General features: G+C 64.0%; 22 protein-coding genes. 11 read left to right on the plus strand and 11 right to left on the minus strand.

The genetic code is table 11. From position 1 onward, the window contains the following. Positions 1-17 precede the first annotated feature (17 nt). Together cmk and rpsA are read left to right on the plus strand one after the other, a co-directional pair. Positions 18-662, plus strand: coding sequence for a (d)CMP kinase (gene cmk / locus FJ970_RS01380; RefSeq protein ID WP_140762768.1), 645 nt, complete (start codon positions 18-20; stop codon positions 660-662). A gap of 205 nt (positions 663-867) precedes the next feature. Then, entirely contained in the window at positions 868-2,565 is a 1,698-nt protein-coding gene (rpsA, locus tag FJ970_RS01385) for a 30S ribosomal protein S1 (RefSeq protein ID WP_140762771.1), read from the plus strand. Positions 2,566-2,641: 76 nt separating this feature from the next. Here the strand turns inward: rpsA and FJ970_RS01390 are convergent, their stop codons facing one another. The 4 genes from FJ970_RS01390 to FJ970_RS01405 all read right to left on the minus strand — a co-directional run bounded on the left by FJ970_RS01390 (position 2,642) and on the right by FJ970_RS01405 (position 6,763). Next, positions 2,642-3,349 carry an SDR family NAD(P)-dependent oxidoreductase gene (locus FJ970_RS01390; RefSeq protein ID WP_140762773.1) on the minus strand — a complete coding sequence of 236 codons (708 nt, stop codon included), beginning with the start codon at positions 3,347-3,349 and terminating at the stop codon, positions 2,642-2,644. 237 nt (positions 3,350-3,586) lie between these two features. Further along, positions 3,587-5,167, minus strand: coding sequence for a 5-guanidino-2-oxopentanoate decarboxylase (locus FJ970_RS01395; RefSeq protein ID WP_140762776.1), 1,581 nt, complete (start codon positions 5,165-5,167; stop codon positions 3,587-3,589). A gap of 82 nt (positions 5,168-5,249) precedes the next feature. After that, positions 5,250-5,921 (minus strand): TetR family transcriptional regulator C-terminal domain-containing protein, encoded by a 672-nt coding sequence (locus FJ970_RS01400; RefSeq protein WP_140762779.1) that lies wholly within the window; start codon positions 5,919-5,921, stop codon positions 5,250-5,252. Further along, entirely contained in the window at positions 5,891-6,763 is an 873-nt protein-coding gene (locus FJ970_RS01405; protein ID WP_140762782.1) for a dimethylarginine dimethylaminohydrolase family protein, read from the minus strand. The genes FJ970_RS01400 and FJ970_RS01405 overlap by 31 nt, the downstream gene beginning before the upstream one ends. A 212-nt stretch (positions 6,764-6,975) precedes the next feature. Here FJ970_RS01405 and FJ970_RS01410 point away from each other — a divergent pair, with 212 nt between their 5' ends. The 6 genes from FJ970_RS01410 (at position 6,976) to FJ970_RS01435 (ending at position 12,826) form a co-directional block, all read left to right on the plus strand. After that, the gene (locus FJ970_RS01410) at positions 6,976-7,791 is read left to right on the plus strand and encodes an ABC transporter ATP-binding protein (RefSeq protein ID WP_140762785.1); all 816 of its coding nucleotides are present in this window, start codon (positions 6,976-6,978) and stop codon (positions 7,789-7,791) included. Positions 7,792-7,847: 56 nt separating this feature from the next. Beyond that, positions 7,848-8,645, plus strand: a complete 798-nt coding sequence (locus tag FJ970_RS01415) for a transporter substrate-binding domain-containing protein (RefSeq protein ID WP_140762788.1) — start codon at positions 7,848-7,850, stop codon at positions 8,643-8,645. Between the two features lie 205 nt (positions 8,646-8,850). Next, positions 8,851-9,516, plus strand: a complete 666-nt coding sequence (locus tag FJ970_RS01420; RefSeq protein ID WP_140506889.1) for an ABC transporter permease — start codon at positions 8,851-8,853, stop codon at positions 9,514-9,516. Further along, positions 9,516-10,325 carry an ABC transporter permease gene (locus FJ970_RS01425; protein WP_140762791.1) on the plus strand — a complete coding sequence of 270 codons (810 nt, stop codon included), beginning with the start codon at positions 9,516-9,518 and terminating at the stop codon, positions 10,323-10,325. The genes FJ970_RS01420 and FJ970_RS01425 overlap by 1 nt, the downstream gene beginning before the upstream one ends. A 100-nt stretch (positions 10,326-10,425) precedes the next feature. Beyond that, positions 10,426-11,427 carry an Ldh family oxidoreductase gene (locus FJ970_RS01430; protein WP_140762794.1) on the plus strand — a complete coding sequence of 334 codons (1,002 nt, stop codon included), beginning with the start codon at positions 10,426-10,428 and terminating at the stop codon, positions 11,425-11,427. A 421-nt stretch (positions 11,428-11,848) separates the two neighbouring features. Then, positions 11,849-12,826 (plus strand): complex I NDUFA9 subunit family protein, encoded by a 978-nt coding sequence (locus FJ970_RS01435; RefSeq protein WP_140762797.1) that lies wholly within the window; start codon positions 11,849-11,851, stop codon positions 12,824-12,826. Positions 12,827-13,005: 179 nt separating this feature from the next. Here FJ970_RS01435 and FJ970_RS01440 read toward each other — a convergent pair whose 3' ends face one another. After that, positions 13,006-14,373 (minus strand): cytochrome P450, encoded by a 1,368-nt coding sequence (locus FJ970_RS01440; protein WP_140762800.1) that lies wholly within the window; start codon positions 14,371-14,373, stop codon positions 13,006-13,008. Positions 14,374-14,584: 211 nt separating this feature from the next. Here FJ970_RS01440 and FJ970_RS01445 point away from each other — a divergent pair, with 211 nt between their 5' ends. The 3 genes from FJ970_RS01445 (at position 14,585) to FJ970_RS01455 (ending at position 19,077) form a co-directional block, all read left to right on the plus strand. After that, complete coding sequence (locus tag FJ970_RS01445; RefSeq protein WP_140762803.1) at positions 14,585-15,154, plus strand: NADPH-dependent FMN reductase; 570 nt, start codon at positions 14,585-14,587, stop codon at positions 15,152-15,154. A 313-nt stretch (positions 15,155-15,467) separates the two neighbouring features. Then, positions 15,468-17,939: a DNA topoisomerase (ATP-hydrolyzing) subunit B gene (gene gyrB / locus FJ970_RS01450; RefSeq protein WP_140762806.1), complete on the plus strand. Its 2,472-nt coding sequence runs from the start codon at positions 15,468-15,470 to the stop codon at positions 17,937-17,939. Positions 17,940-18,153: 214 nt separating this feature from the next. Further along, positions 18,154-19,077: a hypothetical protein gene (locus tag FJ970_RS01455; RefSeq protein WP_140762809.1), complete on the plus strand. Its 924-nt coding sequence runs from the start codon at positions 18,154-18,156 to the stop codon at positions 19,075-19,077. Between the two features lie 13 nt (positions 19,078-19,090). On the opposite strand, the gene FJ970_RS01460 is transcribed toward FJ970_RS01455, so the two are convergent. From FJ970_RS01460 to FJ970_RS01485, 6 genes are all read right to left on the minus strand, one after another. Beyond that, positions 19,091-20,437, minus strand: coding sequence for an IS5 family transposase (locus tag FJ970_RS01460; protein ID WP_227791889.1), 1,347 nt, complete (start codon positions 20,435-20,437; stop codon positions 19,091-19,093). A 265-nt stretch (positions 20,438-20,702) separates the two neighbouring features. Further along, on the minus strand, positions 20,703-22,100 hold the full coding sequence (locus FJ970_RS01465) for an NAD(P)(+) transhydrogenase (Re/Si-specific) subunit beta (protein WP_140757079.1): 1,398 nt from the start codon (positions 22,098-22,100) through the stop codon (positions 20,703-20,705). A gap of 6 nt (positions 22,101-22,106) precedes the next feature. Then, a complete protein-coding gene (locus FJ970_RS01470; protein ID WP_140757081.1) occupies positions 22,107-22,532 on the minus strand; it encodes an NAD(P) transhydrogenase subunit alpha in 426 nt (141 codons plus the stop codon). Continuing rightward, positions 22,532-23,806 (minus strand): Re/Si-specific NAD(P)(+) transhydrogenase subunit alpha, encoded by a 1,275-nt coding sequence (locus tag FJ970_RS01475; RefSeq protein ID WP_140757083.1) that lies wholly within the window; start codon positions 23,804-23,806, stop codon positions 22,532-22,534. The genes FJ970_RS01470 and FJ970_RS01475 overlap by 1 nt, the downstream gene beginning before the upstream one ends. A gap of 87 nt (positions 23,807-23,893) precedes the next feature. Continuing rightward, positions 23,894-24,118, minus strand: coding sequence for an aa3-type cytochrome c oxidase subunit IV (locus FJ970_RS01480; protein ID WP_140757085.1), 225 nt, complete (start codon positions 24,116-24,118; stop codon positions 23,894-23,896). Positions 24,119-24,281: 163 nt separating this feature from the next. Continuing rightward, entirely contained in the window at positions 24,282-24,431 is a 150-nt protein-coding gene (locus FJ970_RS01485) for a DUF3096 domain-containing protein (RefSeq protein WP_140757087.1), read from the minus strand. Positions 24,432-24,542 lie beyond the last annotated feature (111 nt).

Raw genomic sequence — 24,542 nt, forward strand, 5'->3', positions numbered from 1 at the left:
GTCTTCGAGGTAGCGAATTGCCCTTTACCATCGCCATCGACGGCCCTGCCGGTGCCGGCAAAGGCACGCTGGCACGGCGGCTCGCTGACCATTACCGGCTGAACCTGCTGGACACCGGCCTCACCTATCGAGCTGTCGCCGATGCGCTGCTTCGGCTCGGTCTGCCGCTCGACAACGTCTCGGCGGCCGAGACGGCGGCGCGCCAGGTCGACCTGGCAAAGCTCGACCGTACCGTGCTGTCGGCGCATGCGGTCGGCGAAGCGGCTTCGAAGGTCGCGGTTTTCCCGACCGTGCGGCGCATCCTGGTCGAAAAGCAGCGCGACTTCGCCAGGACGCCGCCGGGCGCGGTGCTTGACGGCCGCGACATCGGCACCGTCGTGTGCCCCGACGCCGACATCAAACTCTATGTGACGGCCAGCCCCGAAGTGCGGGCACAACGCCGGCTGGCCGAAATCGAAAGCATCGGCGGCACCGCCGATTTCGCCGAAATCCTTGCCGACATCCAACGCCGCGACGAGCGCGACATGGGCCGGGCGGATTCGCCGTTGAAGCCGGCCGCCGACGCGCACTTGCTTGATACCAGCGAAATGGCTATAGAAGCCGCGTTTCTCGCGGCCATGTCTGTCATCGACGACGTGCTGGCCAAGAGAAACAAGGCCTGATCCGGGTTTTCATGCTGCTTCCGATTGCCGGAGGCGACGAAAATACCCATATCGGGCACGAACCAGCCTGCCAGCATTCTTCATGCGCCGGAATTGCCGCTTAAAGGCGGCCCAGGGCTTTTTAGCCCGGAACGCCGGCAGGCCAACGCAACGCTAACCCACGGCGCCCGTCCCGCTCGAAACGCGGGGCACTCCAGGAGAAACAATGTCAGCTGCAAATCCCACTCGCGATGATTTCGCGAGCCTTCTCGAAGAATCATTCACCACCGGCCACTCCGGCGAAGGTCAGGTCGTCAAGGGCACGATCACCGCGATCGAAAAGGACATGGCCATCATCGACGTCGGCCTCAAGGTCGAAGGCCGCGTGCCGCTGAAGGAATTCGGCGTCAAGGGCAAGGACACCACCCTCAAGGTCGGTGACACCGTCGAAGTCTATGTCGAGCGCATCGAGAACGCGCTTGGCGAAGCGATGCTTTCGCGTGAGAAGGCCCGCCGCGAAGAGAGCTGGGTCCGTCTCGAAGAGAAGTTCACCAAGGGTGAGCGCGTCGAAGGCGTCATCTTCAACCAGGTCAAGGGCGGCTTCACCGTCGACCTCGACGGCGCCGTGGCCTTCCTGCCGCGCAGCCAGGTCGATATCCGCCCGATCCGCGACGTATCCCCGCTGATGCACAACCCGCAGCCCTTCGAGATCCTCAAGATGGATCGCCGCCGCGGCAACATCGTGGTGTCGCGCCGTACCGTGCTCGAGGAGAGCCGCGCCGAACAGCGTTCGGAAATCGTGCAGAACCTCGAAGAAGGCCAGGTTGTCGAAGGCGTCGTCAAGAACATCACCGACTACGGTGCGTTCGTCGACCTCGGCGGCATCGACGGTCTGCTGCATGTCACCGACATGGCATGGCGCCGCGTCAACCATCCGACCGAAATCCTCAACATCGGTCAGACGGTCAAGGTGCAGATCATCCGCATCAACCAGGAAACCCACCGCATCTCGCTCGGCATGAAGCAGCTCGAGAGCGATCCGTGGTCCGAGATCGGCACCAAGTTCCCGATTGGCAAGAAGATCAAGGGCACCGTCACCAACATCACCGACTACGGCGCGTTCGTCGAGCTGGAGCCGGGCATCGAGGGTCTCATCCACGTTTCGGAAATGTCGTGGACGAAGAAGAACGTGCATCCCGGCAAGATCCTGTCGACGACGCAGGAAGTCGACGTGGTGGTACTCGAGGTCGATCCGGCCAAGCGCCGCATCTCGCTCGGCCTCAAGCAGACGCTGGAAAATCCGTGGCAGGCTTTCGCCATGAGCCATCCGGTCGGCAGCCAGGTCGAGGGCGAGGTCAAGAACAAGACCGAGTTCGGCCTGTTCATCGGCCTCGAAGGCGACGTGGACGGCATGGTCCACCTCTCCGACCTCGACTGGACCCGTCCGGGCGAGCAGGTCATCGAAGAGTACAATCGCGGCGACATGGTCAAGGCGCAGGTGCTCGACGTCGACATCGACAAGGAGCGCATCTCGCTCGGCATCAAGCAGCTGGCCAAGGATACGGTCGGTGAAGCCGCGACGTCAGGCGAACTGCGCAAGAACGCGGTCGTCACCTGCGAAGTCATCGGCGTCAAGGATGGCGGTCTGGAAGTGCGGCTGGTCGACAGCGGCATCGAGACCTTCATCAAGCGCTCCGACCTCAGCCGCGATCGCGACGAGCAGCGCCCCGAGCGCTTCACCGTCGGCCAGAAGGTCGACGCCCGCGTCATCGCCTTCGACAAGAAGACCCGCAAGCTGCAGGTCTCGATCAAGGCGCTGGAAATCGCCGAAGAGAAGGAAGCGGTGGCCCAGTACGGCTCGACCGACTCCGGCGCTTCGCTGGGCGATATCCTGGGTGCCGCGCTGAAGAAGCAGGGCAGCTAAGCCCCTCATATAGCTCAAAAACAAACCCCGCCGGATCGCTCCGGCGGGGTTTTTCTTTGGTGAATGCTCTTGAAGCTCAGGCCCTGCCGTAGAGCGGCACCAGCGTTCCGCTCATTGCCCGGTTGGTGGGCGAGGCGAGATAGGCGATGGCCTCGGCCGCCGCTTCGAGGCTGACCCACTTGGTGAAATCGGCATCCGGCATATCGGCGCGGTTGGCCGGCGTGTCGAGCGTCGAGGGGGCCACGGCATTGACTAGGATGCCGTTGGCCTTGAGCTCTTCCGCCATTGCCACTGTCATGGCGGCCACCGCCGCCTTGCTGGCGGTGTAGGCGACCATCCCGGCGCCGCGCCTGGGGTCGAGCCCGGCGCGCGCGGTGACATTGACGATGCGGCCGGCAGAGCCCGACGCCAGCATCGAGCGGATAGCCGCGCGGCTGCACAGGAAGGCGGTGCGGGCGTTGGTATCCATCATCTCGGCAAAGGACGCCGATTCGATCTTTTCCACCGGCGCCATGGCAAAGCCGCCCGCCAGATGGATCGATCCCCACAAGGCAGGAACCAGAGAATAGAAGGCTTCGACCTTGGCGGAGTCCGACAGGTCGACATTGTGCGCCAGTTTGACATTATCGTGCGTGGTGAAGGGAAAGTGTGAAGGTGCGGCGGCGTGCGCGTTCGGCACATGGCAGATCGCGCCCTGCTCCAGCAGTCTGCCGACCACCGCCCCACCGAGCGCGCCGGTTCCACCGGTCACAACGATATGCCTGCCTTCAAGTGTTTCCGTCATCCTGGACCGCTCCTGTCATTTTTATGACTTTTGTCGTTGATTTGCCGCGCCGACGCGAAGCGTCGCGCCTTTCAGTCGATCACTCAACCGATATCTCGACATGGCAGCCGTCACGTCTTTGCATGCGTCAGGACGCCGTCGAATAGCGAAGCCGCCCGGAAGCGGCTCATGTCTTGCAAAAACCAAGCCGGCGAATGGTCCGCTTCCGGACGAGGGACCGAGGCTGGCTCGGACGATTCAAACGACCGTGATTTCGATCACCCGCGGCAGTCCCGTTGCCCGGGCGTGTTTCAGCGCCTGTGGCAGGGCGTCGACATCGGCCAGTCTTTCGGCGCCGATGCCATAGGCTTCGGCCAGCTTGCAGAAATCAGGCGGCGCCGGCGACACGCCGACAGGTTCCACGCCGACATCGAGCATCGAGGTCTCGATTTCGCGATAGCCCCTGTTGTTCCAGACGACGAATATGACAGGCGCTTCGGAATCCAGCGCAACGGCCATCTCCGGCAAGGTGAACTGGAAGCCGCCGTCGCCGGTCAGGCAGACAACCGGTGCGCCGGGCATGGCGAGTGCCGCGCCGATCGCCGCCGGAGGGCCATAGCCCAGCGCGCCGAAGCCGGTCGCGGCATTGAACCAGCCGCCAGGCCGGTCGTGGTCGTAGTAGAGGTTGGCGGCGTAAATCGGCTGGGTCGAGTCGCCGACGATGATGGCCCCGGGCAAGGCATCGCGGATCATTTCCACGGCATGCACCTGCGCCGCATAGGCCGGGCTCAACTCGGCGAAGGCGGCCTTTCGCCCCGCCGCGGCGCGGCCATGGCCGTCTTCTCCGGCGCTGTGGGCGGGATCGATCGCCGCGAGCAGGGCCTCGATCGCCTCGGCGCAATCGGCCTGGATGGCGACCGTCACCGGGCGCCGTGCAAGCTGGTCGGCGCCGATGTCGATACGGATCAGGTTCGACGGCAGCACGAAGCCGCCGTCGCCGTAGCCGTCATAGTCGGTCGCGCCGAATTCGGTGCCGGCGGCGATCACCAGATCGGCCTCGGCCATCAGCGCGCGGACCGCCTTCAGGCTCGGACTTGCCGGTACGCAGAGCGGATGGCGGTGCAGCAAACCGCGTGCGTTGGTCGTCTCGACGACCGGAGCGCCCAAGCTTTCGGCGAGGCGCCGCAGCGGGGCTTCCGCCTTCCTCGCGCCGCCGCCGGCAAGGATCAACGGACGGCGTGCTACCTTGATCAGCTTTGCCGCCTCGGCAATTGCCCTGGCTTCCGGAGCGGGCGGGGCGGCATTGCTCAGCGCAGCCGCAAGACCGTCGGCGGGCTTCACCATGACGTCGGTCGGAATTTCGATGTGCACCGGTCCTGGACGCGCGGACGAAAACAACGCGAAGGCTCGGGCGAGCGCGCCCGGCAGTTCTGCAGCCTCGGTGATGCGCTCCGACGACAGCGCCACCTTCTCCATCATGCCGCGCTGATCGGGCAATTCATGCAGGAAGCCGAGCCCCTTGCCGAGCGTATCGGTGGCATTGACGCCGGAAATCACCAGCATCGGCACCGAATCGGCGCGCGCCTGGCCCATGGCGGTGATGGTGTTGGTCAGCCCCGGCCCGGTGATGACGAAGGCGACGCCCGGCCTGCCGCTGGCGCGAGCATAGCCGTCGGCCATGAAGCCGGCGCCCTGTTCGTGGCGCGGCGTGACATGGCGGATCTTCGACCTCGCCAGGCCGCGATAGAGCTCGACCGTGTGGACGCCGGGGATGCCGAAGACGGTGTCGACGCCATGGGCCTCGAGTAGCGAAATCAACGCTTCGCCGATGGTGGTCATTGGTTTTCTCCCCTCTGTCTCTTTGTTGCTTACGCAATTCCCAAGGGAAAGCGCAACGCGCTATTCCCGGGAAAACCGCTACTCATTTTTCCTGGAATTGCTCCAGCGGCGCGAGGCCGAGCTCGGCCTCGACAGCCTTGATGCCAATTGCCGCCAGTTCGCCGGGCGAGAACATCTCGCCGGCCAGGCAGCCTTCGATCCAGAGCCCGTCGATGATGGCATTGATCGCGATGGCATGGTGGCGCAGCTCGTTTGCGTCCGGCTTGTGCTGTTCGGCGGCGAGCACTTCGGCCACAACCGCTTCCACCTCGTTGCGAAAGCCAAGGTAGCCTTCGCGGTGGGCACGGGCCAGGGCAGGATCCGCACCGGCGCGGCCGATGAAGGTTGCCCAGAGCGAAAACACCCGCGCGTCGATGATCGGCGCGTTGAGATTGGCGGTGACGAAAGCCGCGAGGCGTTGGCGCGGCGAGGCATCATCCATGACCAACGCCGCTTTCGCCTGCTCGGTCATGCGGCCGACCAGCGCCGTATAGGCTTCCTGCAGCAATTCTTCCTTGCCCGGGAAATAGTGCCGGATCAGACCGGCGGTGACGCCGGCACGCAATGCGATGGTGCGCAGGCTAGCGCCTTGCAGGCCATGTTCCGCCACGCTGTCGAGAGTCGCTTCGACCAGATCCTGCCGCCGCCGCTCCTCGCCCTCGCGACGGAACTTACGGCGCGCATTCATTGGCGCAGGATCGGTCGCGTCAGGCATGTCGGCCCGCCTTCGCAGGCGATGCAGAGCGCATCCGCCTCGAAGATTTCAACCGTGCAGCCGGCGGCTTCCATCGCCGCCTTGGTCCTGGGAAAGCCCGCGACGGCAATGACCTTGAGCGGGCTGGTCGGCAACACGTTCAGGCTGAGGCCGTTGGACGCGGCGAATTCTTCGGCGTCGCCTTCGACCAGCCGGATGCCGCGCGCCTTCAGCGTCTGATAGAACGGGGCCGGTAAAAGCGGCGAATAGACCAGCGCCAGGTCGTCGGCCAGCGGGCTGATCACCGACATCAGATGCAGGCACGCCTCTTCGCCCTGCCACAGCGGCAGATCAAAGCCGTAGACGGAGATGCCCAGCGGCGTCAGCAGATTGGAAACCTGCTGGATGCCGTCCTGGTTGGAGCGGACACCGCGCCCGATCGCCAGCGTGCGGGCATCCACCCATACACAGTCACCACCTTCGACCTGGCCAGGAGCCTCGACGCGGCCAAGGATCGGAATGCCCAGTCTTCTGTAGGTTTCCTCATGCAGCGAAGGCTCGCTGGCGCGCAACGGCTTACCCATGGACAGGATCAGCGCGCCGCGGTCGGTCATCAGCGAGGGGTCGTGCGTGAACACCGAATCCGAAAGTCCGTCGGCCTTGTCCTCGATCCATTCGATCTCGGCGCCGGAAGCGGCAACCAATTCAGCAAGGACCGCGTGCTGCGAGGCTGCTTTCGCCGGGTTGAATCCCGAGCCATAGTGCCAGGCGGCCCGGTCGGCGTCACGCATGGCGTTGGCCGCCGACCGCATCAGCACGCGCCGCAGCGGCGCCGCCATGGACTGTGATCCGAAAGCGCTCATCGATGCCCTTTTAAGCTGAAAAAAATCCAGAAAATTTCATGAGAGGCTATTTATACACTTGCAGAACAAGCCCGCAAGTGCCGTAATGAGCGGGATTGACGGGCTCGCTCTGTTGGGTCCATGCTTGAAGTCTGGAGCGGGGCGGTACAGCGTATGTTGATTAGCCGGATAGACGTTCGACGACCTGCCGACGGCCCGATGGAGGTCATTTGGTGAGCGCTGTGGCAGCTGCCAAGGTCCCATCCGGCGAGGCGCAGGACGGCGCCGCAGAAGCCATCCATGTCGAGAACCTGCACAAGAAATTCGGTCAACTGCATGTGTTGAAGGGCGTGTCGCTGTCGGCGCGTGACGGCGAGGTCATCGCCATCATCGGCGGTTCGGGCTCGGGCAAATCGACGCTGCTGCGCTGCATCAACTGCCTGGAAAACCCGACCAGCGGCATCATCCGGGTCAATGGCGAGGAGATCAAGCTCAAGGCGGACAGCCACGGCCACACCATTCCGGCCGACCGCAGGCAGATCGAACGCATCCGCTCCAAGCTCGGCATGGTGTTCCAGAACTTCAACCTGTGGAGCCACATGACGCTGATCGAAAACGTCATCGAGGTTCCCGTGCACGTGCTGGGCGTCAAGCGCGACCAGGCGATCGCCCAGGCCGAAAAGCTGCTGGCGCGCGTCGGGCTTGCCGAGAAACGCGATGTCTATCCGGCCTATCTCTCCGGTGGCCAGCAGCAGCGCGCCGCGATCGCTCGCGCCTTGGCCATCAATCCACGCGTCATGCTGTTCGACGAACCGACCTCGGCCCTCGATCCCGAACTGGTCGGCGAAGTGCTGAAGGTGATCGGCGATCTGGCACGCGAAGGCCGCACCATGGTGCTGGTCACCCACGAAATGAAATTCGCCCGCGAGGTCGCGACCCACGTCGTCTACCTCTACAACGGGCTGGTCGAGGAGGAAGGCCCGCCGGAGGAGATCTTCGGCGCGCCCAAATCCGAAAGGCTCAAGCAGTTCATCCGCAACATCGGCTAGGGAACGGCCGGGACGGAAGAAAAACGGGAACCAACAACAAACTGGGAGTTCTGAAAATGAAGACTTTTCTGAAGACATTCGCCGCGGCGCTGCTGCTCGGCGTCGCCGCCATGGGCGTGGCCAAGGCCGATCCGGTCAAGATCGGTGTCGCCGCCGAACCCTACGCGCCGTTCACCTCGCCAGATGCTTCGGGCAAATGGGTCGGCTGGGAGATCGACTTCATCGACGCCGTGTGCGCCGAGGAAAAGCTCGACTGCGTCATCACCCCTGTCGCCTGGGACGGCATCATCCCGGCGCTGACGACCAAGAAGATCGACCTCATCGTCTCGTCGATGTCGATCACCAACGAACGCAAGAAGACCATCGACTTCTCCGACAAGTACTACAACACGCCGACCGCGATCATCGGCCCGAAGGACCAGAAGTTCGGCGCCACGCCGGAGGACCTCAAGGGCAAGGTTGTCGGCGTCCAGGTGTCGACCGTGCATGCCGTCTACGCCAAGAAGCATTTTGGCAGCACAGCCTCCGAAATCAAGGAATACCAGACGCAGGACGAAGCCAACAACGACCTTGCCGCCGGCCGCCTCGACGCGGTGCAGGCCGATTCCATCGCGCTCAAGGAGTTCCTCAAGACCGACCAGGGCAAGGCCTGCTGCGATCTCAAGGGCATGGTGGCCCCTGACGACGAAGTGCTCGGACCGGGCGTCGGTGCTGGCGTGCGCAAGGAAGACACCGATCTGAAAGAGAAGATCAACGCCGGCATCAAGGCGATCCGCGCCAACGGCAAATATGACGAAATCTCGAAGAAATACTTCGATTTCGACATTTACGGCGGCGCCCCGCAGTCGAACTGACGACCCTCGCATGGGCTGGAGGACGGGGCGCTGACGCCCCCGTCCTCCAGCCAGCCTGTCCACGCACGCTTGCCGCCGGCCGCTTGTGCCGGCGGATCGAGCCCGCAATCCGGGGGCGACGCTGATCGAATCCTTTCTCCCGGCCTCCGCGGCCGGCATCGTCGAACTTCTCTCGCCGGCGCCCGTCGGCTGGGGCGGGACGCTTTTGCTCGGGCTCTTGCATTCGCTCGAGATCGCCGTCGGCGCCACCATAGTCGGTTTGCTGATTGGAACCTGGGGTGCCTATGGCAAGCTTTACGGCGGGCCCGTGGTGCGCGACCTCTTCGCGGTCTACACCACGGTGGTGCGCGCCGTGCCGGAACTGGTGCTGATCCTGCTGCTCTACTATGCCGGCACCGACCTGATAAACCAGGTGCTGGCCGCGATGGGTTACCAGCGTGTCGACATAAGCGGCCTGGTGGCAGGCATTGCCGTGCTCGGCTTCGTCCAGGGCGCCTATTCGACGGAAGTCATCCGCGGCGCGATCCTCGCCATTCCGCAGGGCCAGATCGAAGCCGCCCGCGCCTTCGGCATGTCTCCCGGCCTTCTGTTGCGGCGTATCACTCTGCCGGCGATGCTGCCTTTCGCCATTCCGGGTCTCGCCAATCTGTGGCTGATTGCCACCAAGGACACCGCGCTGCTGGCCGTCGTCGGCTTCTTCGAACTGACGCTGGCGACACGACAGGCGGCAGGCGTCACCAAGGCCTATCTGGTTTTCTTCCTCGCCGCCGGCGTACTCTATCTCTGCGTGACGCTGGTTTCGAACTTCCTGCTTGGCCGAGCCGAGAAATGGGCGCGGCGCGGCATGCCTTCCATCAAGGAGGCACGCTGATGACCAGCGAAATAGCCGTCATCGACACGGCGGCGCGCGCTTCGCTCTGGCTGAAGCCGCATCGCATCGTGCTGATCCTCATCGCGCTGGGGCTTGTGGCGTCGGCCGCCTACTTCATGCGCTGGGACTGGCTGCCGCAATATTGGGAAATGGGCCTGATGGGCATCTGGCGTGCCCTGTGGATCCTGGCCGTCACCTGCGCGCTCGGCTTCACGATCGCCGTGCCGGTCGGGCTGGCGCAGGCGGCCGGCTCGATCTGGGTCGCGGCGCCGGCGAAAGTCTTCTGCACCATCATCCGCGGCACGCCGCTGCTGCTGCAGCTATGGCTGCTCTATTACGGGCTGGGTTCGCTGTTCCCGCAATATCCGTGGATTCGCGAATCGTGGATGTGGCCTTATCTCAGGCAGGCCTGGCCATACGGCGTGCTGGCGCTGACCTTGTCCTTCGCCGGTTATGAAGGCGAAGTGATGCGCGGCGCCTTTGCCGGCGTGCCCAAGGGGCAGTTGGAAGCCGCCCGCGCCTTCGGCATGAGCCGCTGGAAGATCTTCCGCCGCATCTGGCTGCCGCAGGCCTTCTACCGGGCGCTGCCGACGCTGACCGGCGAGACCGTACTGCAGCTGAAATCGACGCCGCTGGTGGCGACCATCAGCGTCATCGACATCTTCGCCGTCTCGTCCAAGGTGCGGCAGGACACCTACCTCACCTACGAGCCCTTGCTGCTCCTGGCGTTGATCTATATGGCGATCACCGGCATTCTGGTCTTCGCCTTCAGCCGGATCGAGGCGCGGATCCCGGTCAAGATCGGGTAAGTTCAGTGAGCAGTGAGTAACGAGTGGTGACCGGCTGGCCAGCCCTTTCACTACTCGCTACTCACTGCTCACTAACGACCACACACTGAAGGCATGCACAATGCAACTCACTCTCGACCAGGCAACAGGACTGTGCCGGATGGCGGCACTTGGCGCAGGCGCCAATGAGGAAGCGGCGCAATCGCTCACCGCCTCGATCATCGCGGCCGAGGCGGAGGGACTTGCCACCGTCGGGCTGTCGCATTTCATCGATTACCTCGAAGCGCTCGAGGCCGGGCGCATCGACGGCAATGCCGACCCGGTGATCACGCGGCCGGCGCTGGCCATCTATCTCTCGGATGCACGCGGCGGGCTGGCGCATACCGGCTTCGACCGCACCATCGACGATCTTGCCAAGGCGGCAAAACTGTTCGGCGTCGCCATCTTCTCGCAGAGGAACGCCTATACGTGCGGGGCGCTCGGCTACTTCAGCGGCCGGCTGGCCGCGCAGGGGCTGGTGTCCTTCGCCGCCACCAACGGTCCGGCCGTCCTGGCCGGTTCGGGCTCAGTCAAGCCGGTCTATTGCACCAATCCGATGTCGTTCGCCGCGCCCGCCGCCGATGGCCCGCCGCTGGTCATCGACCAGTCGTCGAGCGCGACCGCCTTCGTCAACATCCGCAAGGCCGCGGAAGACGGCAAGAAAATCCCCGAAGGCTGGGCGCTGGACGCGAGCGGCAATTCGACAACCGACCCGGCCGCCGCCATGAAGGGCGCCATGCTTGCCTTTGGCGGCCAGCGCGGCGCCAACATCGCGCTGATGGTCGAAGTGCTGGCGGCCGGCCTGTCGGGCGCCAACTGGTCGCTCGACGCGCCGTGGTTCAGCGGCGGTCCCGACAGTCCGGGAACCGGCCTGTTCGTGCTCGCGGTCGAGCCCAAGCTGCTCGATCCGGATTTCGAGCAGCGTATGAAAGACCAGCTCGACCGGCTGCGCCGGCGCTATGGCGTGCATGTGCCCGGCCGCGCCCGGGCCGAAGCGGTCGAGAAGGCGCAGGCGCGCGGCATCACCGCGCCCAAGGCGGTGATCCAGCGCATCTCCGAATTCGCCGAGCGCTATTCGGCCTGAAGAGCTCGACCAAGTCTTCCGCGCGTCGGTGAACCTTTCCGCGCGTCCCTACGACACATGGCTGTCCGGGTCGGGTTGCCCGGTCGGTGTCTTCTGTCGGATGCGTTCAGGGCTGGGGCGGGCGTACTTGCTTCACGCCACGCTGATACCGTCTCAGGTCAGGCCGCCTCGTCGGACCCTGGTTTCGACATGAACTTCACCCGGAAAACCCCGCTTCGGCGGGGTTTTCTGCGTTTGTCGTTCATGACGCCAAACCATGATGAAAGCGCCATGCGCTTTTCGCGAAAAACCGCTTCACACTTTTCCTGGAATTGCTCAAAAAACAAGGATGACGCGACGACGCGTCACCCTTTGCCTTTGGCGCAAAACGGACTATGAAACGGCTCAGCCAAGCCATCTGGAACGCGCGCCGGAGCCCGCCATGACCGAAATCCTGCAGACCCCAAAGCTCGTCGTCGTCTTTGGCGGGTCAGGCTTTGTCGGCCGTCATGTCGTGCGGGCGCTGGCCAAGCGCGGCTATCGCATCCGGGTCGCCTGCCGGCGGCCCGATCTTGCCGGCCATTTGCAGCCGCTCGGCAATGTCGGTCAGATCCAGCCGGTGCAGGCCAATGTGCGCGTACGCTGGTCGGTCGACCGCGCCGTGCAGGGCGCCGACCACGTCGTCAATCTCGTCGCCGTGCTGCATGAGAGCGGCAGGCAGAAATTCTCCGCCGTGCACGAATTCGGTGCTCGCGCCATCGCCGAGGCCGCGCGCGCGGTCGGTGCCGGCCTCACCCATATTTCGGCGCTCGGCGCCGATCTGGACTCCAAATCGGATTATGCGCGCACCAAAGCGCTGGGCGAGAAGGCCGTTCTGGAGACGATCGCGGACGCCGTCATTTTCCGGCCATCGATCAATTTCGGGCCGGAGGACGCGTTCTTCAACCGCTTCGCCAACATGGCGCGTTATTCGCCGGTGCTGCCGCTGATCGGCGGCGGCCAGACCAAGTTCCAGCCGGTCTATGTCGGCGACGTTGCTGAAGCTGTTGCGCGTTCGGTCGACGATAAGGTCGATGGCGGCCAGGTCTACGAGCTTGGCGGCCCCAACGTGCTCAGCTTCAAGGAGTGCATGCAGGAAATGCTCACCGTGGTCGAGCGCAAGCGCCTGCTGGTGCCGGTGCCGTGGTGGGTGGCCAACATCCAGGCCTCGATCCTCGGCCTGCTGCCCAACCCGATGCTGACCAAGGACCAGGTGATGCTGCTGCGTGAGCACAACATCGTTTCGGACGAAGCCGCCAAGGCCAACCGGACACTGGCGGGGCTCGGCATTCAGCCGCAATCGATCGCGACGATCCTGCCCAGCTACCTCTGGCGCTTCCGCGCCGCCGGCCAGTTCCAGCAGCGCAAGCCCGCGGTGTGAGCGGGCGCAACAGCCGCAAGGCGTGCTGAGATTCAGGTCAGGCCGAGTCGAGAACGGTGGCTTCCGAGAACCGGAGCGGAGCGTACTTAAAGTACGTGAGCACAGTTCTACTGCGACGCAGTAGAACGGGGAAGCACAGGAGTCGTTCGCAGGCCGGCATCAGGTGAATATCGGCATGCCTAGCGAGGCGTGATGCGCATCGGCAGACCGCCTTGCGGCTGCGTGGTCAATTTCTGCACCGGCCAGGGTTTTGTTTCAGCGGTCGTGTCGAAGCGGAAGCGTGACAAAAGGATGGCGAGCGCGATGATCGCCTCCTGCATGGCGAAGCTGGCGCCGATGCACACACGCGGGCCCGCGCCGAAGGGCAGATACTGGAAACGGTCGATCTTTTCACGGTTTCCCGGGTGGAAGCGTTCGGGCAGGAAGGCGTCGGGCCGATCCCACAGCTTCCTGTGGCGGTGGACGACCCACGGCATCACCAGCACGGCCGCGTGTTTGGGGATATAGAGATCCTTCCACATTTCCGGCACGATCGGCTCGCGGTTGATCGACGGCGCCGGCGGGTAGAGCCGAAGCGCCTCGTCGAAGGCGGCGCGTGTCAGCGGCATGGCGTCGAGCCACTTCGTCGGATCGGGCTCGCGCGCCAGCACCTGGTCGATCTCCTGTTCGACGCGGTCGCGCTCCCAGGGCGATTCGGCCAGGCAATAAAGCGTCCAGCCGAGCGCGCGCGCCGTGGTCTCGTGGCCGGCGCCGATGAAGGTGATGATGTTGTCCTCGACTTCCGGGCGCGTCAGTCCGTCGGGGCCTTCGGCCTCGAGCAGCAGCGTCAGGAAATCCTGGGGCACGGCGTCGGGGTGGCGCCTGAACTTCTCTTCGCGCATCTTGACCGTGTCGGTCACGATCTTGCGGAAATAGGCCATCGTCTTGCGGCCGCGGATGCGGGTCAGCCGCGGCAGCCAGTCGGGCGCGCGCAACAGGTCGAGCGGATCGACGCGGCCCATGGTCTCGAACAGGCGGTCGATCTCGTTTTCGAAACCGCCCGGCTCGCCTGCGATCTCGCCGGAAAACAGCGTCTCGGCCAGGATGTCGTAGGTGAGCAGCGTCATGTCATGGGCGATATCGGACGTGCCGCCCGCCTCGTAACGGGTCACGAACTCCAGCGTCCGCTTCAGCATTGGCTGTGCGAAGCCGAAAATGTGGCGCGGCGTGAACACCGGCGCCATCGCCTTGCGCGACCGCTTCCACACCTCGCCCTCGGCGGTCAGCAGGCCATCACGCAGGATCGGCCGCAGGATCTTCTGGCGCACCGTCGCCATCTTGTAGTTCTTGGCGTTGTCGACCAGCACATGGCGAATTAGGCCGGGATCATTGGCGATGACCAGCGGTCCGCCGGCCCCCTTGGCCGAAATCCAGGGTTCGTTGTAGGTGGGCTCGCCCCAGAGTTCGAGCGGATTGCGATACACGATGCGGATCATCTCCAGCGTCGAAGGCGGCGATGTGCGCGGCTTCGGAGCGGGAGGAACAAAGGGGGCGGGCTGAGTATCCATGAAGTGCTCCGCTATTCCCATCAATGTAGTGGCTGGCACAGCGGGCGTCCATGTGGCCGAACGGCAGGGCGGACCATGGCGGAAGGAACGCCGGGGCATGCAGTCCGTTCATCCGATCGTGACCGTTCCGTCAGGGCTCCGACCTTGTCCGCTGGAACGCTCTGCCGTAGTGACAGTCACCAACGGATACCGCCCGTCAAAGGAGCCTGTCTTGAAGCAGCAGTTGAACATCATCATCGGCAGCACACGGCCCGGCCGCGCCGGCCCGGTTTTTGCCGAGTGGCTGGAGACGTTCGTGCGCGAGCATGGAAAATTCGAGCCGGTGCTGACCGACATCGCCGCGTTCAGCCTGCCGGTGCTGGACGAGCCGCACCATCCAAGGTTCGGCAACTATCAGAACGACCACACCAAGGCCTGGTCGAAGGCGGTCGACGCCGCAGACGCCTTTGTCTTCGTGGCGCCGGAATACAATTATTTCGCGGCACCGGCAATCGTCAACGCGATCGACTATCTCGCCCGCGAATGGAAATACAAGCCCGCCGCCATCTTCAGCTATGGCGGTGTCTCCGGCGGCCTGCGCGCGGCGCAGGCGCTGAAGCCGCTGCTGACCTCGGTCGGGATCATGCCGATCCCGGAAGGCGTCGCGCTGCCATTGTACCAGAAACTGGTCGATGAGAATGGCGCCTTCGATGCCAGCGAGCAGGTGCGGGGCGGGACCAAGACCATGCTGGACGAACTGTTGCGCTGGAGCGAGGCGTTGAAGCCAATGCGCGCAGCCTGAAAGAGCCGCTCTCAACCCGGCTTGCTCGCGCCGGCGGTGCTTTCCCAGGCGCTCGACATGACGCTGGAACTTGACCGGAGCGGACGGGCTGTCGCTGCGGCTAAAGTTGGTGATCAAGTCTCTCAGGGACCGCGTAGCCCAAGGCGAATAGAGCGCGGCGAGAGCCCTATGTGGACAGCCGGCTCAATCTCCCGGGAAATGCCTGCAAACCTTGGAAAAACCGCCTTTAGCGCCTATATCTAATCGATATCAGAAGCGCGATTCGGGGCCGATTTTTCGCGCTATAATAGCGGCATCTAGACAACAGGTTTTCATGAGCGACCAGACCGAGAATGCCAACGGCGCTGAAGCCGAATACGGCGCCGATTCCATCAAGGTTTTGAAGGGGTTGGATGCTGTCCGCAAGCGGCCGGGCATGTATATCGGCGACACCGATGACGGCTCGGGCCTGCATCACATGGTCTACGAGGTGGTCGACAACGCCATCGATGAGGCGCTGGCGGGCCATGCCGACCTGGTTTCGGTGACGCTCAATCCCGATGGCTCGGTGACGGTTATCGACAATGGCCGTGGCATTCCGACCGACATTCACCCCAGCGAGGGCATATCGGCGGCCGAAGTGATCATGACGCAGCTGCACGCAGGCGGAAAGTTCGACCAGAACTCCTACAAGGTGTCTGGCGGTCTGCATGGCGTCGGCGTCTCGGTGGTCAACGCGCTGTCGGCCTGGTTGAAGCTCAAGATCCGCCGCAACGGCCAGATCTTCGAAATGAGCTTTACCCACGGCGATGCCGACGCGCCGCTGAAGGCGACCGGCAGCTACGAGCAGGACAAGCGCCCGGGCACCAATGAGGGTCGCAGCGGCAGCGAGATCACCTTCTTTCCATCCGCCGAAACCTTTACCATGGTGGAGTTCGACTTCGGCACGCTGGAGCACCGGCTGCGCGAACTCGCCTTCTTGAACTCCGGCGTGCGCATCGTGCTGACAGATGCCCGTCATGCCGACGTCGTGAGGCATGAACTGCATTATGACGGGGGCCTGGAAGAGTTCGTCAAATATCTCGACCGCGTCAAGAAACCGCTGATCGACAAGCCGATCGCCATTAGGGCCGAACGCGACGGCATCACCGTCGAAGTGGCGATGTGGTGGAACGACAGCTACCACGAGAATGTGCTGGCCTTCACCAACAACATCCCGCAGCGCGATGGCGGCACCCATCTGGCTGGTTTTCGCGGCGCGCTGACCCGCCAGATCACCGGCTACGGCGAATCCTCGGGCCTGACCAAGAAGGAAAAGGTCTCGCTGATCGGCGACGATTGCCGCGAGGGCCTGACAGCGGTGCTGTCGGTCAAGGTTCCCGACCCGAAATTCTCGTCGCAGACCAAGGACAAGCTGGTCTCGTCGGAAGTCCGTCCCGTGGTCGAAGGGCTGGTCAACGAAGCGCTCGGCACGTGGCTCGAAGAGCATCCGACCGAGGGCAAGGTGGTCGTCGACAAGGTGATCCAGGCCGCTGCGGCGCGCGAGGCCGCGCGCAAGGCACGCGACATCACCCGCAAGACCTCGCTCGGCGTCACCTCGCTGCCCGGCAAGCTGGCCGACTGCCAGGAACGCGACCCGGCGAAGTCCGAAATCTTCATCGTCGAGGGCGACTCGGCCGGTGGCTCCGCCAAGGGCGGCCGTTCGCGCCAGAACCAGGCGATCCTTCCGCTGCGCGGCAAGATCCTCAATGTCGAGCGGGCCCGCTTCGACCGCATGCTCAGTTCCGACATGATCGGCACACTGATCACCGCGCTCGGCACCTCGATCGGCAAGGACGAATTCAACGCCGACAAGCTGCGTTACCACAAGATCATCCTGATGACCGACGCCGACGTCGACGGTGCCCATATCAGGACCTTGCTGCTCACCTTCTTCTTCCGGCAGATGCCGGAGCTGATCGAGCGCGGCCATCTCTACATCGCCCAGCCGCCGCTCTATAAGGTGACACGCGGCAAGAGCTCGCAATACATCAAGAATGAGAGCGCCTTCGAGGAATTCCTGATCGATTCAGGGTTGGAGGAAGCGTCGCTTACGCTTGGCTCAGGGGAGGTGCGGACCGGACAGGATCTGCACGGCGCCGTTGCCGATGCGCTTGCCGTGCGCCAGCTCATCAACGGCTTGCACACGCGCTACAACCGCGACGTCGTCGAGCAGGCGGCGATCGCCGGCGGCCTCAATCCCGATGTCTTCGCCGATCTTGGCCGCGCCAACGCGATGGCCGAGCGGATCGCGCAACGCCTCGACATCATCGCCGAGGACACCGAGCGCGGCTGGACCGGCCGGATGTCGACCTCGAACGAGGGTATCGGCGGCTATGTCTTCGAACGCACCGTGCGCAGCGTCAAGGAATACGCCCATCTCGACATGGCGCTGATCAATTCCGCCGACGCACGCCAGCTCGACCGGTACGCACAGCGCCTCAGCGAGGTCTACGGGACGCCGCCGGTGCTGCGCCGCAAGGATGTGTCCGAAACCGTCTCGGGACCTCTGGCGCTGCTCAACGCGGTCTTTGCGACCGGGCGCAAGGGACTGACCATGCAACGCTACAAGGGTCTCGGCGAGATGAATGCCGAGCAGCTCTGGGAGACCACGCTCGACCCGAACGTGCGTTCGCTGCTGCAGGTCAAGGTCAATGACGCGACTGATGCCGACAGCTTGTTCTCGCGCCTGATGGGGGACGAGGTGGAACCTCGGCGCGAATTCATCCAGGACAACGCGCTATCGGTCGCCAATCTGGATATTTGAGGTTTCGTCCAGCTTTTTTGAACATTGGCGTGGCTCGGGCGCGCGCCAATAAGGAGCGTCCGCCGGAACAGAAGGCCTTCAAAGACATTGTGACAGTGTCGATCACAATTTCTTGCAGGAGGCCTTCATGGGACGCGGCATTCTACTCTGGTTGCTCGGAGTTCCGATTCCGATCATCATTCTTCTCATGCTTTTCATGCGATAGGGGGCCGCTATGCAGTCCGCCACCTTATCGGCTGTCGACGTATCGGCTTCGACGGAATCGTCTTCCACCGCCGTCAGCTGGGGACCGATCATTGCCGGCGCCTTCGCGGCCTCGATCTTGACCTTCATCCTGATGCTGCTCGGCTCGGGCCTTGGGCTCACCATGGTTTCGCCATGGTCGGGCTCGGGCGCGTCGATCACCACCTTCGCGGTGTCGACCGCCATCTGGCTTATCGTCGTGCAATGGCTGTCGTCCGGTTTCGGCGGCTACCTCGCGGGCCGGCTGCGCACCAAATGGGTCGGCGTCCACACCGACGAGGTCTATTTCCGTGACACCGCCCACGGCTTCCTCGCCTGGGCATTGGCCACGCTTCTCGTTGTAGGCGTACTTGGCTCTGCGCTTTCCGCCGCTATTGGTTCAGGCGTGCAGGCCGCGTCCACCGTGGCCTCGGGAGCCGCCATGGGTGCGTCGGCCAGGGCCTCGGCCAATGCCAGCGGGGCATCGACCGATAACGCGACGTCCTATTTGGTGGATTCGCTGTTCCGCCCGGCCGATCCGGCCAAGCTTGCGACTGCCAATCCGGCCGACGAAGCCGCTGCGGCCGGGCAGGCCTCGCGCATCCTCATCGCCAGTGCCGTCGCCGGCGAGGTCTCCGCGGAAGACAAGACCTATCTTGCGCAATTGGTCGCCGCGCGCACCGGCCTTTCCGAGGCCGATGCCAAGACGCGTGTCGACACTGTACTGGCAAAGGCGCAGGACGCGAAAGTCAAGGCGAAGCAGGCGGCCGACACGGCGAGGAAGGCAAGCGCCACCTTTGCGCTTCTTGGTGCCCTGTCGCTGGTCATCGGCGCCTTCATCGCCAGTGCGGCCGCTGCGCTCGGCGGCAGGCAGCGCGATGAAGAAGAAGCGGTCTTCCTAAGCAGTCGTCCGTGAACAATGAAGTGGGTCAGGCTGCGCTGGATCTGGGGCGGCTTTGGAGTGCTGTGATGAGAAGCCACAAAAGCAGCCTGAACCATTTGATCAGGAGCGAGAAGTTGTAGCCGGCGGCGGCGAGGATGGCGTTGATGGCGTCGCCCTGTTCGCCGGCGAGGTAGTTGCGGCCCATGCGGTGCTCGGCCTTGATGTGGCCGATGACGGGTTCGACTGCCGATCGCCTGCGCATCTGACGCTTGATGGCAGGTGTGACGCGGCGCTTCTGGCCGGCGGTGAAGACCCTGAGCTTGTGGCTTTCAGGTGCGTTGTGGCCGCGATATCCGGCGTCGGCGAGGATGCGGCCGATTTCGTTGCCGATGGTCTTTTCCATGTCGGGGATAACGGTCGCGAGCGTATGGCCGTCATAGGGATTGCCGGGCAGTGCCTTAGCGTGCAGGGCGAACTGGCCGCCCTTCGAGCGTTCGAGCGTCGTGGCGATCGAGACCTTGACGCCGAACTCGTAAGGGGCATGCGCCTTGCCCTTGCCGATGCACTCGACCTCATGGGCGTGCAGGCTGTAGATTTTGCGGCCGCGCTGGCGCTGACGTTGCTCCAGAACCGCCGAGGCCTGGTAGAGCGGCCACTTGAAGCTCGCCTCGAGGTCCGTTTGGCCGGTGATCCGGCGGGAGATGTCGCGAATGGTGCGGCCGAGATAGGTCTTGAGCTTGCGCAGCGCCTTGTTGGCCCGCTTGAACTGCTTGGCGTGCGCGTAGCGCTGGTGCTTGATCAGCGCCAGCTTGCCGACCCGCACGTAGGTCTGGCGCAAATCGAGCCCCGCCTTCTTGGCCAGCCGCACCAGCCGCTCGCGCGCCCGATTGACGAGCTTGGCGTCGGTGGGGAACATCACGTTCTTCGGCTGCACGGTCGTGTCGACGATCACCCGGCGCGTATCGGCCGGCTTCATCGCTCCGCTCTTGACCGCCACCGCCAGGCTTTCTTGCAGGAGCGCCGTGATCGGCTCCTCGCCCATGCGCTGGCGCCAGCGCGTCATCGATGAGCGCTCGAAGGAGAGCTCGTGGCGGAAGAACTCTTCACCGCACAGATACTGGAAGTAGGGGTTCTCCACCCAGCGGGCGCACAGCTCCTCGTCCGACAAGTCGAAAGTGTGCTTCAGGATCGCAAGGCCCGCCATCAGTCGCGTCGGCAAGGGCGGCATGCCAGGACCGTCCGAATAGACCGCGCCGAAACGCTCCTCCAGCACCGGCCAGTCGATCGCCTGCGCCAGCCGCACCAACTCGTGCTTCATGTTGATGATCTGATCGAGCCTGGAGCGGAACAGGTCCTGCTCTCCCGTCTCGCGCTTCTCGCGTGGCCTGGACATTCGCCGTCCCCTCGATTCGCCCGCCAAAACGAGTGAATCACGCATCGGCGCACAAGGGAATCGTCAAATCGAATTGCAAGAAAACGGCAACCAGACACCGCAAATGTTGCAACGCTATTCCCGCATTCCTCGCCGATTAGGAAACCAGATCAAAGCCTTGCGGATAGTTCACCGACGACTAAGCAACGGTGAAGGCAGCATCACGCCAGAATCATAGAGGCCGGCATCGACCGGGCTCTATGATTCAACGGTCAGATCGGCCGGATCAGTGGTCCATCGCCTTGACGATTTCTTCGGTCATCTTCTTGGCGTCGCCGAGCAGCATCATGGTGCCATCCTTGTAGAACAGCGTGTTGTCGATGCCGGCATAGCCGGAGCCGAGCGAGCGCTTGACGAACAGGCAGGTGCGCGCCTTGTCGACATCGAGGATCGGCATGCCGTAGATTGGGGACGACTTGTCGTCGCGGGCCGAAGGGTTGGTAACGTCGTTGGCACCGATGACATAGGCGACGTCGGCCTGGGCAAACTCCGAGTTGATATCCTCAAGCTCGAACACTTCGTCGTAAGGCACGTTGGCTTCGGCGAGCAACACGTTCATATGGCCGGGCATGCGGCCGGCGACCGGGTGGATGGCGTATTTGACGTCGACGCCATTGGCCTTGAGCTTGTCGGCCATTTCGCGCAACGCGTGCTGCGCCTGGGCGACCGCCATGCCGTAACCCGGCACGATGATGACCTTCTGCGCGTTCATCATCAGGTAGGCGGCGTCGTCGGCCGAACCCTGCTTGACGGTGCGTTCGATGCCATCATCGGCTGCTGCCGCCGTTTCGCCGCCGAAACCGCCGAGGATGACCGAGATGAAGCTTCGGTTCATGCCCTTGCACATGATGTAGGACAGGATCGCGCCCGACGAGCCGACCAGCGCGCCGGTGATGATCAGCGCCAGGTTGCCGAGCGTGAAGCCGAGTGCGGCCGCTGCCCAGCCCGAGTAAGAATTCAGCATCGAGACGACGACCGGCATGTCGGCACCGCCGATCGGGATGATCAGGAGCACGCCGAGCACCAGCGAGGCGGCGACGATCAGCCAGAACACCAGCTTGGCCTCGGTGGCGACCAAAAGCACGATCAGCACGATCAGGGCGATACCCAGCGCTGCGTTGATGAAATGGCGGCCGCCGATCATGATCGGCTTGCCGGACATGCGGCCGTCGAGCTTCAGAAAGGCGATGACCGAGCCGGTGAAGGTGATGGCGCCGATGGCGACGCCCAGGCTCATCTCGATCAGGGCCTGGGCGTGGATGTCGCCCGCGGTGCCGATGCCGAAGCTCTCTGGCGCATAGATGGCCGCGGCCGCGACCATGACGGCGGCAAGGCCGACCAGGCTGTGGAAGGCTGCGACCAGTTGCGGCATCGAGGTCATGGCGATGCGCCGCGCGGTAACGGCGCCGACGCCGCCGCCGATGGCGAGACCAAGCACGATCAGGCCGAAGCGGCCGGCGGACGGGGTTGCCAGCGCCAGCGTGGTGGCAATGGCGATGCCCATGCCGATCATGCCGTAGAGATTGCCCTGGCGGCTGGTTGTCGGGTGCGACAGGCCGCGCAGCGCCATGATGAACAGGACGCCGGACACCAGATAGAGGAAGGACGCGAAGTTGGCGTTCATGGCGCTCTACTTGTCCTTCTTCTTGTACATGGCCAGCATGCGCTGGGTGACGAGGAAGCCGCCGAAGATGTTGACCGAGACCAGCATCAGCGCGACGAAGCCGAAGCCGGCGGCGACGCCGGAAGCCGCGATCCCGACGGCGAGCAGCGCGCCGACGACGATAACCGAGGAAATGGCGTTGGTGACCGCCATAAGCGGCGTGTGCAGTGCGGGGGTCACCGACCAGACGACGTAGTAGCCGACGAAGATCGCCAGAATGAAGATGGCGAAACGGAAGACGAAGGGGTCGATGGCACCGCCCGACAGCGCGTGCGCGGCGTTACCGGCGGCCTCAGTGCCGCCCGGGGCATTGGCCAGGTTTTGAACAGCGAGCCTGACGGCGGCGCTCGCCTGGTCGAGCTGGTCCAGTGCTTTCTGCAAGGTCTGATCCATCACGCGGTCCCTTTCGGCTTCGGCGAGGGTGACTTGGATGCGGCGGTCTTCCGGGGCGCGGACTTCTTCGGCGCAGCCGAAGCATCGGCGACCATGGTCGTGGCCGGGATCGCGGGCGGCTCGATATAAGGCTGCTGGTCGGCCTTGGCGAAGGCCGGATGAACGACCTTGCCGCCATCGGTCAGCATCGTCGCCTTGACCAGGTCGTCATCACGGTTGATGGCGAGCGACTTGGTGGTCTTGTCGACTAGCGTCTCGAGGAAGGCGAACAGGTTCCTGGCATAGAGCAGCGAGGCGGATGCCGCGATGCGGCCTGGCACGTTGAGATGGCCGACGATCTTCACATTGTTGGCGGTGGTGACGATCTTGCCGGCCTCGGCGCCCTCGACATTGCCGCCGCGCTCGACGGCGAGGTCGACGATCACCGAGCCCGGCTTCATCGAGGCAACCATGGCCGCCGAGACAAGCTTCGGCGCCGGCCGGCCGGGAATCAGCGCCGTGGTGATGACGATGTCCTGCTTGGCGATGTGCTCGGCGGTAAGCGCCGCCTGCTTGGCCTGGTATTCCCTGGACATTTCCTTGGCGTAGCCGCCGGCGGTCTCGGCGGCCTTGAACTCCTCGTCCTCGACGGCGAGGAATTTTGCGCCGAGCGAGGCGACTTGTTCCTTGGCGGCGGGCCGAACGTCGGTGGCGGTAACCACCGCGCCGAGACGGCGCGCGGTGGCGATCGCCTGCAGGCCGGCGACGCCGACACCCATGATGAAGACCTTCGCCGCCGGCACCGTGCCCGCGGCCGTCATCATCATCGGCAGCGCCCGGTCATATTCGGCGGCGCCGTCGATCACCGCCTGGTAGCCGGCAAGATTGGCCTGGCTGGACAGCACGTCCATCGATTGCGCGCGGGTGATGCGCGGCATGAACTCCATCGAGAACGCGGTGACGCCGGCTTTGGCAAGAGCTGCGACTTCAGCATCGTTGCCGTAGGGGTCCATGATGGCGATCACCGCAGCACCGGCTTTGTAATTCTTCAGCTCGGCATCCGTCGGCCGGCGGACCTTCAGCACGACATCGGCCTTGCCGGCATTCGAGGCCTTGCCGATGGCAGCGCCTGCCTTGGCAAACTCCTCGTCGGGGATACGCGAGCGGGTGCCGGCACCGGCTTCGACGATAACGTCGAAACCCAGGCCGGCCAGCCGTTTCACCGTATCGGGCGATGCCGCGACACGCGGCTCGTTCGCGTCGAGCTCACGAGGGATGAAAACCGTCTGTCCCACCGCATGATCCTTTCGGCTGGAACCTGTCTGCGCGACGTGTCGACCGGGATATCCGGCTACGTCAACCGCAAGAGGGTTTTGGAAGGTCTATCGCAGAATGAAGGCGCCGACGGCCATGATCAGGACGAACAGGATCAGCGCAGAGAAGAAGCCGCCCGCGAAGAAGCCGAAAGCCATCGCCAGAAGGAGCGCGCCGCAGAAGAGCGAACCGTATTTGGCCAGCGCCAGGAAGCCCGCATAGGTGCGGTCATGCTCGGCATAGTCCATCTTCGCGCCCAGTTCTACAGGACCGCTCGGCGTGTGCTTAGCCATAGGAATACCCCTTCGAAGACATCTTTCAGGCACATAGCGAAAAGCCGAGCGGAGAGCAATGGCGCTATTGCCGCATCGCAGCCGACAACTGCCTCAAGGGAAAATTGAAACTGGCGGCCGATCCGGGCATTCCGCGATTCTGCGGCACGCTTGCCCGGCTGTCTCAGCTGGCCAGATGCGGGAACAAGCCCAGCAGTCCAACGACAATCAGATAGAGCGCGACGATGTAGTTCAACAGCCGCGGCATGATCAGAATCAGCACGCCGGCGATCAGCGAGATCAGCGGCGTGAGCGCGAGCGAGTGGATGGTCATGACCGTATTCCTTCCCACGAACAATGCGACATGAGCCCGGGGCGAAACGCCCGTTGGGCAGAATTGCGGCGATACTCGATGGCGATGCCGCTACTCATAACGGCGAATCCG

This window comes from Mesorhizobium sp. B2-1-8 (assembly GCF_006442545.2).
GTDB lineage: Bacteria > Pseudomonadota > Alphaproteobacteria > Rhizobiales > Rhizobiaceae > Mesorhizobium.